General features: G+C 40.7%; 14 protein-coding genes. 12 read left to right on the top strand and 2 right to left on the bottom strand.

The window, feature by feature from the left end; genetic code table 11:
• The first annotated feature begins 5 nt into the window (after positions 1-5).
• The 9 genes from csm6 (at position 6) to AB5706_RS08070 (ending at position 10,612) form a co-directional block, all read left to right on the top strand.
• Positions 6-1,328 (top strand): type III-A CRISPR-associated CARF protein Csm6, encoded by a 1,323-nt coding sequence (csm6, locus tag AB5706_RS08110; RefSeq protein WP_173718035.1) that lies wholly within the window; start codon positions 6-8, stop codon positions 1,326-1,328.
• 83 nt (positions 1,329-1,411) lie between these two features.
• Entirely contained in the window at positions 1,412-2,275 is an 864-nt protein-coding gene (locus AB5706_RS08105) for a hypothetical protein (protein WP_173718036.1), read from the top strand.
• 128 nt (positions 2,276-2,403) lie between these two features.
• The gene (locus tag AB5706_RS08100) at positions 2,404-3,654 is read left to right on the top strand and encodes an ATP-binding protein (RefSeq protein ID WP_195983069.1); all 1,251 of its coding nucleotides are present in this window, start codon (positions 2,404-2,406) and stop codon (positions 3,652-3,654) included.
• 153 nt (positions 3,655-3,807) lie between these two features.
• Positions 3,808-4,323 carry an N-acetyltransferase family protein gene (locus AB5706_RS08095; RefSeq protein WP_368365983.1) on the top strand — a complete coding sequence of 172 codons (516 nt, stop codon included), beginning with the start codon at positions 3,808-3,810 and terminating at the stop codon, positions 4,321-4,323.
• Positions 4,324-4,477: 154 nt separating this feature from the next.
• Complete coding sequence (locus tag AB5706_RS08090) at positions 4,478-4,672, top strand: hypothetical protein (RefSeq protein WP_195478264.1); 195 nt, start codon at positions 4,478-4,480, stop codon at positions 4,670-4,672.
• Positions 4,673-4,744: 72 nt separating this feature from the next.
• Positions 4,745-6,802, top strand: coding sequence for a beta-galactosidase (locus AB5706_RS08085; protein ID WP_226815071.1), 2,058 nt, complete (start codon positions 4,745-4,747; stop codon positions 6,800-6,802).
• 279 nt (positions 6,803-7,081) lie between these two features.
• Positions 7,082-8,203 (top strand): carcinine hydrolase/isopenicillin-N N-acyltransferase family protein, encoded by a 1,122-nt coding sequence (locus AB5706_RS08080; protein ID WP_368365982.1) that lies wholly within the window; start codon positions 7,082-7,084, stop codon positions 8,201-8,203.
• Between the two features lie 403 nt (positions 8,204-8,606).
• Positions 8,607-10,013 (top strand): YfcC family protein, encoded by a 1,407-nt coding sequence (locus AB5706_RS08075; RefSeq protein WP_118577704.1) that lies wholly within the window; start codon positions 8,607-8,609, stop codon positions 10,011-10,013.
• Between the two features lie 32 nt (positions 10,014-10,045).
• Positions 10,046-10,612, top strand: coding sequence for a M15 family metallopeptidase (locus AB5706_RS08070; protein WP_173769130.1), 567 nt, complete (start codon positions 10,046-10,048; stop codon positions 10,610-10,612).
• Here AB5706_RS08070 and AB5706_RS08065 read toward each other — a convergent pair.
• Together AB5706_RS08065 and AB5706_RS08060 are read right to left on the bottom strand one after the other, a co-directional pair.
• The gene (locus AB5706_RS08065) at positions 10,609-11,826 is read right to left on the bottom strand and encodes a HAMP domain-containing sensor histidine kinase (RefSeq protein WP_368365981.1); all 1,218 of its coding nucleotides are present in this window, start codon (positions 11,824-11,826) and stop codon (positions 10,609-10,611) included. The two genes, AB5706_RS08070 and AB5706_RS08065, sit on opposite strands and share 4 nt — an antisense overlap.
• Positions 11,823-12,497, bottom strand: a complete 675-nt coding sequence (locus AB5706_RS08060) for a response regulator transcription factor (protein WP_173769129.1) — start codon at positions 12,495-12,497, stop codon at positions 11,823-11,825. The genes AB5706_RS08065 and AB5706_RS08060 overlap by 4 nt, the downstream gene beginning before the upstream one ends.
• A 226-nt stretch (positions 12,498-12,723) precedes the next feature.
• On the opposite strand from AB5706_RS08060, the gene AB5706_RS08055 reads away from it, so the two are divergent.
• The 3 genes from AB5706_RS08055 to AB5706_RS08045 are packed head-to-tail and all read left to right on the top strand — an operon-like array spanning position 12,724 to position 15,025.
• A complete protein-coding gene (locus AB5706_RS08055; protein WP_195589600.1) occupies positions 12,724-13,992 on the top strand; it encodes a TlpA family protein disulfide reductase in 1,269 nt (422 codons plus the stop codon).
• A 21-nt stretch (positions 13,993-14,013) separates the two neighbouring features.
• Positions 14,014-14,175 carry a CD1871A family CXXC motif-containing protein gene (locus AB5706_RS08050; RefSeq protein WP_148461398.1) on the top strand — a complete coding sequence of 54 codons (162 nt, stop codon included), beginning with the start codon at positions 14,014-14,016 and terminating at the stop codon, positions 14,173-14,175.
• A gap of 7 nt (positions 14,176-14,182) precedes the next feature.
• On the top strand, positions 14,183-15,025 hold the full coding sequence (locus tag AB5706_RS08045; RefSeq protein ID WP_118577806.1) for a 4Fe-4S binding protein: 843 nt from the start codon (positions 14,183-14,185) through the stop codon (positions 15,023-15,025).
• Positions 15,026-15,052 lie beyond the last annotated feature (27 nt).

Raw genomic sequence — 15,052 nt, 5'->3', positions numbered from 1 at the left:
TGAAAATGGGAAAGAAGTATTTATTTTCACCAGTAGGAAATACGGATCCAATTAAGTATTTTCATGATGGTTCATTACTGCACATATGTAGACATTACCAGCCAGATGTTGTTTATTTGTATTTGTCTAAAGAAATGATTGAGAATCATAAAAAAGATAATCGATATGTAAGATCAGTGGAGTTATTGAGTGAAAAAATCAACCATAACATTGAAGTCCATGTGATTGAAAACAGTGATATGATTGACGTTCAGCAATATGATGTATTCTTTACTGAATTTCGAAAAATTATAGGAGAAATTGAAAAACAGAAGAACAACGAAGATATATTGTTGGTAAATATGGCATCGGGAACACCGGCAATGAAAAGTGCTCTCCTGGTTATGGCAACATTAGCTGAATATAGATTTATTCCAATACAGGTTTCCACACCAAAGAAAAAAGGAAATCTGGAATACGAAGACAGAGACGATTATGATGTTGAAACAAACTGGGAACTGAACGAAGATAATAGAAGCGAGGCGGAAAATCGATGCCATGAAATAAAGTGTATGAACTTAATGCGCTTGTTAAAGATTGATATTATAAAAAAGCATTTGCTTTCTTATGATTATCGTGCTGCTTTAGAAGTGGGAAAAGATATAAAGGATGATATTAGTCCAGAAATTTATAACTGGCTAGAAGCAGCGGCGGCAAGATCGGTATTAGATTGGAATAAAATGAACAAAGCGCTTCCAAAGGGAAATGGTATTGTTACGCCAGTGAAAACAGATGATGTTAAACGCTCCCTCTTTGAATATACTTTAATTTTGGATTTGAAGCTAAAAAGAGGAGAATATGCGGATTTTATTCGAGCGTTTACGCCTTTGGGTGTTGATCTAATGGAATCTGTAATTGAGCAATATTGTGAAGTGAACATTTCGGATTATTATAAGGGAAAGAATTCTGCTAAGCAGTGGAATCAGAGAAAACTGGAAAGTAGTGAAATATTGCCGCTTTTGCAAGGTGATTTTTCTCGGTTTAATTTTGGACCAGTATATTCTATTCAATTAGTTAATTTAATAGAAGCGAAGTGTTCTGATGACTTATTGAAACAACGAGCAAGAGAGTTGGTTACAGTGGAACAAAACACACGAAATATTGCCGCTCATAATATTGTATCTGTGACAGAGAAATGGGTCAAAGAACAGACCGGAAAAAGTGTATCAGAAATTATGTGGCTTATAAAATACATTTGTTCGCGAGTGAAGATTAATATCAGAGAGGAAAATTGGAATTCATATGATAAAATGAATACTCATATTATAAAGCTGCTAGATGAATTATGATAACGTTTAAAGCAATATGAGGCTGTAATTGTAATATCCATTTACGGTGTAATAATTCTATTAAAACTGAGGGAGACTTCAAAATGAAGAGAATACCTATTACCCCATTTCTTATTCTCGCTGCGCTATTTACAGTTATAGGTGCCTCAGTTTATATGGAAGCTGAGGCAGAGAAACGTAAGCAGGAAGAACTGCAACGACAGCAGGAGGAGTATTTGGAGAAGTATGAAAAGGCGGAGAATGCTATTCTGATGCAGGATTATAATACCGCAGTAGAGCTATTGGAGAATTTGCCAGAGAACTTTAAGGACAAGGAATATGTTTTGGTTTATGCAAAGTATTGTAAAAGTGTAGCCGATGGAGAAACAATACATACGCAGTATCGGATAACGTGGGAGTTGCCTCATGAAGGTGATATGTATACGGGAGATTTTGCAGAAGAAATGAAAATTGCCAGGGAAACAGCAGCTAAGGAGAATGAAGCAGAAGAACGGCGGTTAAAGAAGGAGAAAGAAAAGAAAGAGCGAGAAAAAATCAAGCAAGATCAGCCGTATAGAGGAATGGATGAGAAATACATTACAAGTACTATCTGGGGTTTTTATGATAAAAAAGAGTCAGAAAATTACAGAGATAGTAATGGACAGGTGAAAGTGCAGAATACGTATAAGTGGAAGGGAAGCGATGGCGCGTACAGAAATGGAGCAGTCTGCCGGGATGGAAAAGTTACGGACCTTATACGATATGTACAGAAATCTTCTTCTAGTTATAGTAGTTCTTCCAATAAATATTCGTCACGCAGTAAATCCTCTTCCAACAATAAATTGTCACAGAAAAAAGATGAATATGATGTATATGATTATGATGATCCAGAGGATTTCTATTATGATCATGAAGATGATTTTGACGAATATGGAGATGCGGAGGATTACTGGGATGAGGCTCAATAAAGCTACTTCGATATAATGATAGAAATAATTGAAATCAATCAAAAAAACAATCGTAAAAAAATACGATTGTTTTTTTGCGCGTTTTTGCATATAATAATAGAAATATAATTGAAAAGGAGCTGAATCGTATGAAGGAAACACGAACAATGGAGTTTAAAGAAACTGTCACAAATACTTTTTTGAAAACTGTTAGTGCCTTTTCAAATTACAATGGCGGCATGATTCTTTTTGGCGTTGATGATAATGGTGTTGCCAAAGGGTTACCAGATGAAAAGCAATCATGTCTGGATATTGAAAATAAAATTAACGATAGTATTTACCCTCAACCAGACTATACACTTGAGGTGCAGCAGGATCATATAATTAAACTGGTTGTCAAAAGTGGCGTTCATAAGCCTTATTTGTATAAATCCAAGGCGTATAAAAGAAACGATACTGCTACGATAGAAGTAGACACGCTGGAACTGTCAAGACTGATCCTGGAGGGGAAAAATATAAGATTTGAAGAGCTTCCGTGCAAAGATCAGGAATTATCGTTTGAAATCTTATATCATAAATTAAAAGAATGCATTCAGCTTGAGACTTTTGATCAGGATACTTTAAAAACATTGAATTTATATAATAATACGAATGGATATAATAATGCAGCAGGTCTTCTGGCTGACGAAAACCATTTTCCAGGGATTGACATTATGAAGTTTGGCGAAAATATCAGCATTATTCAGAGGAGAGCAACCTTTGAAAATATATCAATTCTTGAAGTATACGATAAGACAATTGATATATTCAGAGATTACTATCAATATGAAGTAATTGAGGGGGCTGACAGGAAAAAGGTAGAAAAAATACCAGAGGCTGCGTTCAGAGAGGCGGTTGCAAATGCGTTGATCCACAGAGCCTGGGACATAGAGGCCAGAATCAGAATTTTAATGTTTGATGACAGGATAGAAATTGTTTCTCCAGGCGGGTTGCCATCTGGAATAACAGAAGAGGAATATTTAGCTGGGAAATTATCTGTTTTAAGAAATAGAAATCTTGCAAATGTATTTTATCGGCTGGGGTTTGTTGAGATATTTGGAACTGGAGTTATGAGAATCAAACAACTATATGAAGATGGATTCAGTAAACCAGATTTTGAAGTATCAGAAAATTCTATTAAGATTGTACTCCCGAATTTTGAAAAAGATGTGGACTTAACGGAAGATGAAAGAATTGTATATAAAATTTTGAGCAAGAATTTGATGAAATCAATTAGTGAAATTGCACCATATATTCCTTTTGGAAAATCCAAGACAACGCAGTTGCTGAAGAGTATGGGACAAAAAGGCATTATAACAGTTGAGGGCAGAGGAAGAGGTACAAAATATATCATAAGATAAAGTGGTGGTCTTTTATGTTGCTATAAGGAGTCGCTGTCGGTTACTCCATTCACGGTAAGTAATTTGCAATGTATGGAAATAAAACTTCGCCAGATTTTTCAACAAAAAGAGAAGAGTACACTGATAGATAAGCTGAAATTGAGGAGAACCATTATGGAAAACAAAATTATCGTAAGAAAATACGAGGAAAAAGATCTTCCAGCTATGATCCGCATCTGGAATGAGGTTGTGGAAGATGGCGTGGCATTTCCACAGGAAGAATGTCTGGATGAGAAAACCGGCGCGGAATTTTTCGCAGCGCAGACTTATACAGCGGTAGCCGAGAATATGGAAAATGGACAGGTTCTTGGATTATATATTCTTCACCCGAACAATGTAGGCCGCTGCGGACACATCTGCAATGCAAGCTACGCCGTATCCCGCGACAGCCGCGGACTTCATATTGGAGAAAAGCTGGTAAAGGATTGCGTAGCCCAGGGAAAAGTACATGGCTTCCGTGTACTGCAGTTTAACGCAGTTGTGGCGAGCAATGTTCATGCAAGACATCTTTATGAGAGGGTTGGATTTCACCAACTTGGTGTGATTCCGGGAGGATTCAGATTGAAAAATGGGGAGTATGAGGATATCTGTCCGTATTATATTGAACTCATTAACACCGTTGATGAGTAGCGAGCAAGATCGGAAAGATACAATAAAAACAGCGATATTGCTTGCAAAACAGGATACCAGAGTAACCGCAGAAAAGACCGTAGCGATATTATATACAATGGCGGATAAGTTTTTGCAGGAAAGTGATTTGGAAGAGATAAAGGAGGTTGTTGCGATGACAAGATTAGGTCAGATGTTGTACGATGATGGATTAAAAGCTGGAAAAAGTGAAGGAAGAATAGAAGGAAGTGATAGAATGGCATCATTAACCAAGAAGCTTTTGGAAGCTGACAGAATGGCTGACTTGCAACTGGCATTGGACGATCCTGGATATCGTGAAAAACTGATGGATGAATATGGAATAAAATAAAGTGAATTAAGCGAAAAGTCGGAAAATTCCGACTCTTTGTTTCAAAAGAATTGAATTAGAAAGGAGCAGAATATGAGAAAACCACAAAATTTTCAATGGAAAGAAATGACCATGGGAACCTGTTATTATCCAGAACATTGGAGCAGAGAATTATGGCAGGATGATTTACAGAGAATGAAGGCGGCAGGGATTACTGTGATCCGTGTGGCAGAGTTTGCCTGGAACAAAGTGGAGCCGGAGGAGGACGTTTTTGTATTTGATTTCTGGGATGAATTTCTGGAATTATGTAAACTGGAAGAAATACAGGTGATTTTTGGAACACCTACAGCCACACCACCAGCGTGGCTTACGGAAAAATACCCGGAAGTTTTAAATTGCCGTCAGGATGGAGTTCCATATCGTCATGGAGCCAGAAGACATTACAATTACAATTCACCAAAATATAGAGAATTATCTGCAAGGATCGTAGAAAAGCTGGCGCAGCATTACGGCAAACATCCGGCGATTGTGGGATGGCAGATTGACAATGAACTGAATTGTGAGGTAGATGAATTTTATTCAGAGGCAGATTCTGTTGCCTTTCGTAATTTTGTGAAAGAAAAGTATAAAACTCTGGATAACCTCAACGAAGCCTGGGGAACTGTTTTCTGGAATCAGACCTATACAGACTGGGAGCAGATTTATGTTCCGCGACCAGTGTTAAATAATGGTTACAATCCACATCTCAGGCTGGATTATTACCGCTTTATTTCAGAAAGTGCAATTTCTTTCTGTAAAATGCAGGCAGAAATAATCTCGAAATATAAGAAAGACGGAGACTATATCACCACAAATGGTATGTTCTGGAATCTGGATAATCACAAGATGGCAGAGGAATGCCTGGATGTTTATACATATGATTCCTACCCAAGCTTTGCCTTTGGGTTGAATAGAGAGCCGAAGACTGCGAAAGATCTGAATGACCGTCACTGGAGCAAAAATCTGACGGAAGTACGTTCCATATGTCCCCATTTTGGTATTATGGAGCAGCAGTCCGGGGCAAATGGATGGACTACGAGAATGGAAGGTCCTGCACCAAGACCAGGTCAGCTTACACTTTGGGCAATGCAGAGTGTGGCACATGGTGCAGATTATATTTCTTTTTTCAGGTGGAGAACCTGTACATTCAGTACGGAGATGTACTGGCATGGAATCTTAGACTATGATAATCGGGACAACCGTAAACTGGCAGAGGTAAAAGATTTTTATAAGAAATTGAAATGCCTGGATGAGGTTTGTGGAGCAGATTATACTGCTGCATTTGGAGTATTAAAAGACTACGACAATATGTGGGATACCAATGTGGATGCATGGCATAAAAGGATGGAAGCACAGAGCTCAGAAGAAATCTTTATTGCTTCTGAAATTTATCATACTCCATATAATACGCTATATCTGAGCGAGAATACAGATATAAGGGAATTACAGAAATATCCGGTACTCATCTATGCACACCCTGTTATTATGACGGGAAAAAGAGCCGCTATATTGAAAGAATATGTATCAAATGGCGGAATTCTGATCATAGGCTGTCGTTCCGGATACAAGCAGGAAAACGGCAAATGTGTTATGCTTCCGCAGCCCGGACTTTTGCAGGAAATTACTGGTTCGGATGTGAGAGATTTTACGTTCACAAGCCCGGCAGAGCCGCCTGTTACTGCCAGCTGGAATGGTCAGATGATTGACATGCCATTATTTAACGACATTATGGAGCCAGTAGAGGGCGGAGAAACTCTGGCTTTCTACGATAACAGCTATTACGCAGAAAAACCAGCCATAATCAGAAAGAATACAGGAAAGGGATATGCAATTCATTTTGGCAGTACTTTTTCCAGAGAAAACATGAAGGTGCTGTTAGAATACACAGGAATTCTGGAACCGTTCCAGGAGATGCTCCAGACTCCACAGGAGGTGGAAGTCATTCAGCGTGTGAAAGGAAATAAGAAATACTTCTTTGTTCTGAACTATATGGATTTAGAACAGAAAATCGTGCTGAAAAAACAGATGCGGTCCTTATATGATAATGTAACTGTAAACGGTGAAATTTGCCTGAAACCATATGAGACAATAGTTTATGAAGTTTTGGAATGAAACAGGAAAATATTTTTGAAAATATGAAATTAAATAAATCAGAAATAGTTAAACAAAGAGTCGGAGAAATCCGGCTCTTTGTTGTTTATAAGGTAGTGAGCCAAATTCATAGAACGCGTTTGATTTCAGTTTTTAAACGCGCCATGGTTAGGTGTTAGGTTATGAATAAAACAGGTTAATTCAACAGAAAAACAAGTCATATCCAATAATTGCCTTGCATACCTATTATTTAATCCAGTATAATGATTATATCAAAAATATTGCGGAGGGGGTATGCAGATGAAGACACAATCGAAGAAACATAAGATAATCCGTACGGTTTTACTGGTGATTCTTTTGCTTCTGATAGTGGCTGCTGGTGGTTTTATTTCAGTGTATGAGGGGCGTTTTCAAACCATAAGCAGTATACAGAAAGTGACAGATTATGACGAGTATAATCTGTATCGCATGGATGTGAAATATGATTATGATCTGGATCGGCTGATCGAATACGGCATAACAGATAACCAGAGCTTTGTTGATGCCATTGTGAAAGAGGCACTTCCTATCTTGCCAGTACATATTAAAGCACCGGATTTTGGCTGCAGTGCTTTTACCCTGCAGGAAGCAGACGGAAATGTGCTGATGGGCCGAAACTATGATTTCAAACGGGATACTTCCGCAATGCTGGTTTACTGTGAACCGAAAGATGGATACAAATCCGTGGCTTTCGCAGCATTGGATAATATCTCGGCAAATATTCCGGATGCGAGTATGAAGAAAAAGCTTGCCACATTAACAGCACCATTTATCTGCCTGGATGGCATGAATGAAAAGGGGGTATCTATTGCAGTCCTTACTTTGGACAGCGAACCCGTTCACCAGAATACAGGCAGACCGGTGATCGGAACCACGCTTGTGATCCGTTTGATCCTGGACCGCGCGGCAACTACAGAAGAAGCCATAGAGCTTCTGAACCAGTATGACATGTTTGCTACAAGCGGCAGAGATTATCATTTTTATATCACAGATGCTTCCGGTGACGGCAGAGTAGTGGAGTATGACTGTGAAAGCGAAACCAGAGAAATGGTTGCCACACCAATACGCTCCATCACGAATTTCTTTGGACTCTATGAGGATAAAGTCCTTCCGAATCAGAAGAATGGCATTTACGGTCACGGAAAAGAGCGGTATGACAAAATGGAAGCCATTTTTGACTATGAGGAAGTTTACACCAGTGATGTTGCATGGGAGGCTTTGAAGGCCGCATCACAGGAGCCGTCAGAGGAGGAAGTTACCAGTAATACCCAGTGGTCTATTGTTTATGATGATACCAATCTCACCGCAGAGATTGCCCTTCGGAGAAACTGGGATGATGTGATCGGGTATAATCTGAAGGATAACACGATTACACTAAAATAATAACATAGAGCCGTTTTCAAACATGATCCGGTAGTCTTAAAGTAAGAGAAAGACACGTGAACCAGTTCAGCATAAGGTTTTTAATGCCTCGCCAAAGGAAAATTCATCATTTCCCCTGGCGGGGCATTTTGATTATTTGAAATATTAATCTCGTTACGGCGTTGACTGGAATGTTAGTTAAATTTGTCTATAAATTCAAAGCAATATATCAACTTAGTCTGAAAAATAACACTTTAACACGTTAATTTTAATTGACTCCACAGTATACGAAGTGTATTATGAATTTATAATTGCTGTTTGCGGAGTGGATAAATGTATGAGGTATACATAAGAAAAAAGTGTAAAACTCTTCAGGCAAAGCGAATAGTTTTTATAATCCATCTATCTAAAGGGGGAGTCATTTATGACGGGAAAGAGAAAAAGAAAACTGGCAATGCCAGACACCCTGATCATCGTAGCATCCGTTGTACTTCTGGTGGCGATTCTTTCATGGATCATTCCATCCGGAACCTACGATTATCAGGAAATGAACATCAATGGAAGAATTCGAAATGTAGCCATTGATGGAACTTATCACACAATTGATAAATCCGAAGTTACCACAACCGGATTCCTTGGATTTTTCAGTGTACTGTATCGAGGCTGCGTGGAGGCTGCTGATGTAATTTTCATGATTCTCTGCTGCTGTGGAACCTTCGGTGTTGTGGTGAAAACAGGTGCTTTTCATGCAGGAATCGGAACCATCTTAAAGAAACTGAAGGGAAAAGAAATTCTGCTTGTTCCAATCATTATGATGATCTTCGGACTGGGCGGTTCCGTGTTTGGTATGGCAAGTGAATTCTACGGATTTTATCCATTGATCGTAGGTCTGGGAGTTGCTCTTGGATATGATGCAATGTTCGGATTTGCCATTATTGCGGTTGGAGAGTTTGTTGGATTTATGGGAGCGACATTGAATCCATATTCTGTAGGAATTGCCCAGACAATTTCAGGTGTAGAGCTTTATTCCGGAACCGGATACCGTGCGATCTGCTTCGTGATCTTCATGGCAATTTCCATTATCTATGTAATGGTTTACGGGCGGAAAATTAAGAAAAATCCAGGTGCATCCGTTGTATTTGGTGAAAAAAACATTCATGCCTTTGACAGAGATGAGTTAAATGAATACAGCTTTACCTTAAAAGATGGTCTGGTTCTTCTGGATGTTCTTGTAGTGCTGGTTGTTCTTATGCTGGGTCTGATCAAATGGGGATGGGATTTCCCGCAGCTTTGTGGCTTGTTCCTTCTTATGTCTATGATTGCTGCAGCAATCTGTAAGTGGTCTCCGAATAAATGGTGCAGTGAGTTTATTGACAGCGCAAAGACTGCAATGTGGGGATGTATCCTGACTGGTATTGCGAAGGCTATCACAGTTGTTATGCAAGATGCGCAGATTATGGATACGGTTATCTACGGTTTGTCAAACGTGCTGAAAAATGCGCCTCATGCAGTTTCTGCACAGGTAATGCTCGTAGTACAGACGCTGATCAATTTCTTCATTCCGTCTGCAACAGGTCAGGCTTCTGCAACCATGCCAATCATGGCACAGCTGGCAGATATTATTGGTGTGAGCAGACAGACAGCAGTTCTTGCATTCCAGTTTGGCGACGGACTTTCCAATATTTTCTGGCCGACGGCAGATATTGTTATCATCTGTGGCCTGGGTGGAATTTCCCTGCAGAAATGGTATAAGTGGTTTACTCCGCTGTTTCTGATCTTGTTTGTGACACAGGCGATTTTGCTGGGAATTGCAACTGGAATTGGGTTCTAGAGTGTGTTTGATATTTAGAAAAGGTAAGTCTAATGGAAAGAAAAGGAAACTTAATTAAACTTACGGACCTGTCTTCCGATTTCATCATCGACCTGAAATATGCCACGCCGCACAATTTCACCGGCGTGCAGGTATACCAGTCTGCGGATTGCTGGCTGGATGAGCACACTGCACAGATTCTGATAAAAGCGAAAGAAATTTTCGAAAAAGATGGATACCAGGTGAAAATCTGGGACGCTTATCGTCCCATTCGTGCACAGAAGCGGTTCTGGGAGATTATGCCAAATGATGACTTCATTGCCCGTCCACCGGATATGACGAAAATTAAGAAATTCCGTCCTACTCATATGAACGGAATGTGTGTTGACGTCACACTAACTGATAAAGAAGGCAACGAAATCGAAATGCCATCTCCATTTGACACTATGGACGAACGCGCTTCACTGAATTATTCCGGTCATTCCGAAACCGGAAGAAGAAACGGCGAGTATTTGAAACAAGTAATGGAGTCCGTAGGCTTCCAGGCATATGAATGTGAATGGTGGCATTTTTATGATGTATCTACGGATCCGGCACCGTTTTCGGATTATGAAATTTAATTTTTTAAACTACTAACGGGCAGCATAAGTGCAATTATGCTGCCTTTTTCATTACTTTCTAATACTTTTACTGAGCCACCGTGTTCCCGGGCAATAGAGTCAACCAGCGCCAGTCCCAGTCCGGCACCGCCCATAGCCCGGCTGCGGGATTTGTCTACACGGAAAAAAGGATCAAAAATTTTTTTCTGATTTTCAGGTGAAATGCCGATGCCGGTGTCTTTTACCAGGATCATAGCCTGACCGTTTTTCTCCTTCACCGAAACTGTGACAGAGCCATTGGGACGGTTGTATTTAATGGCATTTTCCACAAGATTGTAGACTGCACGATAAAGAAGCACATAACTGCCGGTGATATTGAGAATATTGTTATTAAGTGCAGATGCATCAGGCGTGTGGACATCAGTATACAAATCCTGACTGGAGCTGTCATCAAAATGAATAGAAATCCCTGCTTTTTCTGCAACTGGATCCAGGTCGCAGAAAACCTCATCTACAAGCTCTTCCAGTGAAACATGGTCTGTTCGTGGAACAGACTTCAGATTCGTCATGTCAAGAAGGGTTCCCACCAGCTGGGAAAGCCTTGCTGTCTGTTCTTTGATCATAGTGAAAAGCTGTCTGTATTCAATCATTTCCGGTTCCTGCTTTTTCTCAAAAACTTCCAGGTTGGTCTGCAAGACTGCAAGGGGTGTCCGCAGCTCATGAGCTGCATTTGCGGAAAACTGCTTCTGTGTACTGAAGGCATTGTCCAGCCTGGTCAGCATTTCATTGAAAGAGCTGGTCAGCTGTGCAATTTCATCCTTTGAATTGGGAACTTCCAGCTGGGTGGAAAGGTTCTGCGCTTGGATCTGACTGACTTCGCTGGTTAGCTTCTGCAACGGTGTAAGGGCCTTTTTCGTAAGAAAATAAGTACACACGCTGGAAAGAAGAATAATGATCGTGGTTGCAATAACACTTCGGAGAAGAAAAGCCTCCTTGGTTTCCTGGATTTCCTGCTCAAACTGAGGAAAAAGAGCTTTGGGATCTACATTAAAGGTAATGGGTGAATCTCCATCCTGTGGGTCCACCTTGATCATATAATTCTGCAATCCGTCCATTCCCGATACGGCAGAATGGCTGATGAAGAAGTACATAAGAACACAGGAGATGATCATCAGTAAGGACAGCAATAAAGTAAGTTTCAGTTGAAGTGAGGTGTGGAAACGTTTTTTTGTCATCTGTATTCCTCCAATATATAGCCTTGGCCAATTTTATTCTGAATAGGGTCAAATCCAATTGCAGCCTTTAGTTTTTTTCTAAGAGATGAAATGTGCACACGGATGGAATTGCTGAAGGTGTTTACACTTCCATCCCAAATATGTTCAATCATTTCTTCCGGCGAAATGACACGGTTCTGATGGAGCAGGAAATATTCCAGAAGGCTGCTTTCTTTTCTGGTAAGGGAAAGCGGCACTCCATTTACAGAGGTTTCTCTTGTTCTGGTATCAAAGGTAAGCTGATTCCATTTCAGGCATACATCCTCCTGAACGAACTTCCGCCGGGTAAGGCTTCGGATCCTGGCTTCCAGCTCCTGGAAGTGAAAGGGCTTGGTAAGATAATCATTGGCTCCCAGATCCAGACCGTTTACCTTATCTTCAATCTGATCCCGGGCAGACAGGATCAGAACCGGGGTATTGGTATTGTGCTCCCGGAACTGGCGGAGAATTTCCAGCCCGTCCGTGCCGGGAAGATTCAGATCCAGCAGGATCAGGTCATAATTTTCTGTCATACACAGGCAAAGCCCTTCGTCTCCATCGAAACAGATATCTGTCTCATAACCATCTATGCGAAGTCCCTCCGCAACAGAGCGGCAGAGCTGTTCTTCGTCTTCTATAATTAAAATGTGCATAGCTGCTCCTTTCGTAATATGATTTTGCGCAGATCAGATACTCGCAAAAAAGAGTATTTATAATTTAAATATTATGATACCAGTGTCAGAAGGTCAAAAGAGCTTTTGCCCCCAACATCATCATATTATCATATTTTGAAAAAAATAGAAATCTTAACACAGATTTTATAGGAAAGATGTTAAAATACGTTCAGATAAATAAAAAACGCTGAAAGGAAAAATAAAAATGATGAATAAAAAAAGACTTATGGCAATTCTGGCAGCAGGAGTTCTGACAGCAACATCTTTCAATCCGGCTATGATCAAGGCTGAAAGCGTATCAGCAGAAGAAGCTGGCATGGCAGTTCCGGCAGATGCAGCAGGCATGAGCGTACCTGCGGATGCAGCTGGCGCAGCAGTATCAGCAGATGAGGCCGGCGCAGCCGTTTCAGCAGACGAAGCTGGCGCAGTGGTAGCCGGTGACGGTTCTGAGACAGCTGTTTTCTCTGAAGATGGCACACCTGTGAAAAAAACAGTAAAAGCAGCAGATATTAATATGAAGGTGCAGGATTCCTACGATTTCCCATTCCTTGGCTTAAAGGCAGTCCTTCCGGAAGAACTGAAGAAACAGATCGAAAACTCCGATATGCTTATGATCACAGAGGAAGAATGGAATGATGACAGTACTGGCTTCAAGTATGCCTTTTTCCACTGGAATAAGCTTACTGAGGAGCAGAAAAACGAAGATGTAAACCTTCTTGGAACCGGCTATGAGGACTGGCTCAAGAGCATCGAAAGAGTTGGTACACTTGGTGTTTACAGCAAGGATGTGATCGATGATCTGGATTCCATCACAGGCTGCAACGAGCACAAAGAGCTGGGAACAAGCGAGGATGGAAATTATAAGTACTATCTCAGCATTAATAAAGATGCAGAGTCTGATCTGACAGACGAGATTGAAAAAATTGAGACTACAATCACTGAAATGACAGCATTTGATCCAAACAAATCTGTATTTGATATGCCGGCAGAGAATGCCAACCCGGCTGCAGAAAATGTAGGCGCATTTGAGACAACAGATATTGATGGAAATGCCTATACAGAAAAAGTATTCAGTGACTATGACCTGACACTTGTAAACTGCTTTACAACCTGGTGCTCTCCATGTGTAAATGAAATGCCAGACCTTGACAAGCTTTATCAGGAAATGAAGGAAAAGGGAGTGGGCGTAGTAGGAATGGTTATCGATTCTGTAGGCGAGGATGGAACTACAGATGAAGATACTGTGAAAAAAGCTCAGATTCTCAAGGAAAAAACAGGAGTTACCTATCCCCTTCTGATTCCGGATGCAGGAAACATGAACGGACGTATCAGCGGTCTCAGCAGCTTCCCGGAATCCTTCTTTGTAGATAAAGATGGAAACATTGTAGGAGATCCGATCATGGGCAGCAGAAATCTGGAAGACTGGAAAACAGCTGTAGAGGATGCACTGGAAAAAATTAATTCCGAAAAATAAAAAGTGGTTAGGGAATGTAGGATGAAAAATTATATAAATAAAATCACTCAGTCCAAATGGACAGGAATCGCCCTTGCAGCGGTGGGGATTCTGATGATGGCCTTTGGTATTTACCGGGGTGAAATGGAAGTTGTTTTTACAAAAGCTGTAAATATCTGTATGGAGTGTATTGGAATTGGATGATAAGAAAATGAACATAAAAAACTGGCCCAGACATACCATACAGGCACTCTGGGCGGCACTTACAAATTCCCATATATCCGGATTTGTAACTGGAAAAATATATACAGGAAAGCTGAAAAATGCCTGTGTTCCGGGACTGAACTGCTATTCATGTCCTGGGGCAGCAGGAGCCTGTCCCATTGGTTCCTTACAGGCTGTGGTTGGAAGCTGGAACTTTAAATTTGCCTACTACGTAATCGGATTTCTGATTTTTGTAGGTGCGATCCTGGGAAGGCTGGTGTGTGGTTTTCTCTGTCCGTTTGGACTGATCCAGGATCTGCTGAATAAGATTCCTTTTCCAAAGAAAATCCGTACCTTTAAAGGGGACAAGCTTCTTCGAAAGCTGAAATACGTGATTTTTTTGGTGTTTGTAATTCTGCTTCCCCTGTTTCTCACAGATATAATGGGGCAGGGAGCTCCCTATTTCTGTAAGCTGATCTGTCCGGCCGGAACTTTGGAGGGCGGACTGCCGCTGGTACTTTTGAACAAGGCTATGCGTGGTGCCATTGGCTGGCTGTACATATGGAAAAATACAATTCTGATCGTGACAATTGTTCTTTCCATTATTATTTACAGACCATTTTGCCGTTATATTTGTCCGCTTGGCGCATTTTATTCCGTATTCAATAAGGTTTCCATTTACCGCTACCGTGTAGATATGGAAAAATGCGTTCACTGTGGAAAATGTGCAAAGGCTTGCCAGATGGTGGTCAACCCTGTGGAAAACCCCAACAGTCCGGAATGTATCCGTTGCGGACGGTGTAAGCAGGCATGTCCGGTACACGCCATTGCAAGTGGGTGCAAGAGATAACAGGAATGTTTTACCATTTTCATAGGA

The sequence above is a fragment of the Ruminococcus sp. RTP21484sp1_RTP21277st1_D2_RTP21277_210401 genome, assembly GCF_040924225.1.
Taxonomy (GTDB): Bacteria; Bacillota; Clostridia; order Lachnospirales; family Lachnospiraceae; genus Blautia_A; species Blautia_A faecis.
This window is presented reverse-complemented; position numbering and strand designations above follow the sequence as displayed.

What these genes read in the sequence shown, in the direction of transcription:
- csm6 (WP_173718035.1), top strand. Translation starts at nt 6, where the DNA reads ATGGGAAAGAAGTATTTATTTTCACCAGTAGGAAATACGGATCCAATT.
- AB5706_RS08105 (WP_173718036.1), top strand. Translation starts at nt 1,412, where the DNA reads ATGAAGAGAATACCTATTACCCCATTTCTTATTCTCGCTGCGCTATTT.
- AB5706_RS08100 (WP_195983069.1), top strand. Translation starts at nt 2,404, where the DNA reads ATGAAGGAAACACGAACAATGGAGTTTAAAGAAACTGTCACAAATACT.
- AB5706_RS08095 (WP_368365983.1), top strand. Translation starts at nt 3,808, where the DNA reads ATGGAAAACAAAATTATCGTAAGAAAATACGAGGAAAAAGATCTTCCA.
- AB5706_RS08090 (WP_195478264.1), top strand. Translation starts at nt 4,478, where the DNA reads ATGACAAGATTAGGTCAGATGTTGTACGATGATGGATTAAAAGCTGGA.
- AB5706_RS08085 (WP_226815071.1), top strand. Translation starts at nt 4,745, where the DNA reads ATGAGAAAACCACAAAATTTTCAATGGAAAGAAATGACCATGGGAACC.
- AB5706_RS08080 (WP_368365982.1), top strand. Translation starts at nt 7,082, where the DNA reads ATGAAGACACAATCGAAGAAACATAAGATAATCCGTACGGTTTTACTG.
- AB5706_RS08075 (WP_118577704.1), top strand. Translation starts at nt 8,607, where the DNA reads ATGACGGGAAAGAGAAAAAGAAAACTGGCAATGCCAGACACCCTGATC.
- AB5706_RS08070 (WP_173769130.1), top strand. Translation starts at nt 10,046, where the DNA reads ATGGAAAGAAAAGGAAACTTAATTAAACTTACGGACCTGTCTTCCGAT.
- AB5706_RS08065 (WP_368365981.1), bottom strand. Translation starts at nt 11,826, where the DNA reads ATGACAAAAAAACGTTTCCACACCTCACTTCAACTGAAACTTACTTTA.
- AB5706_RS08060 (WP_173769129.1), bottom strand. Translation starts at nt 12,497, where the DNA reads ATGCACATTTTAATTATAGAAGACGAAGAACAGCTCTGCCGCTCTGTT.
- AB5706_RS08055 (WP_195589600.1), top strand. Translation starts at nt 12,724, where the DNA reads ATGATGAATAAAAAAAGACTTATGGCAATTCTGGCAGCAGGAGTTCTG.
- AB5706_RS08050 (WP_148461398.1), top strand. Translation starts at nt 14,014, where the DNA reads ATGAAAAATTATATAAATAAAATCACTCAGTCCAAATGGACAGGAATC.
- AB5706_RS08045 (WP_118577806.1), top strand. Translation starts at nt 14,183, where the DNA reads ATGAACATAAAAAACTGGCCCAGACATACCATACAGGCACTCTGGGCG.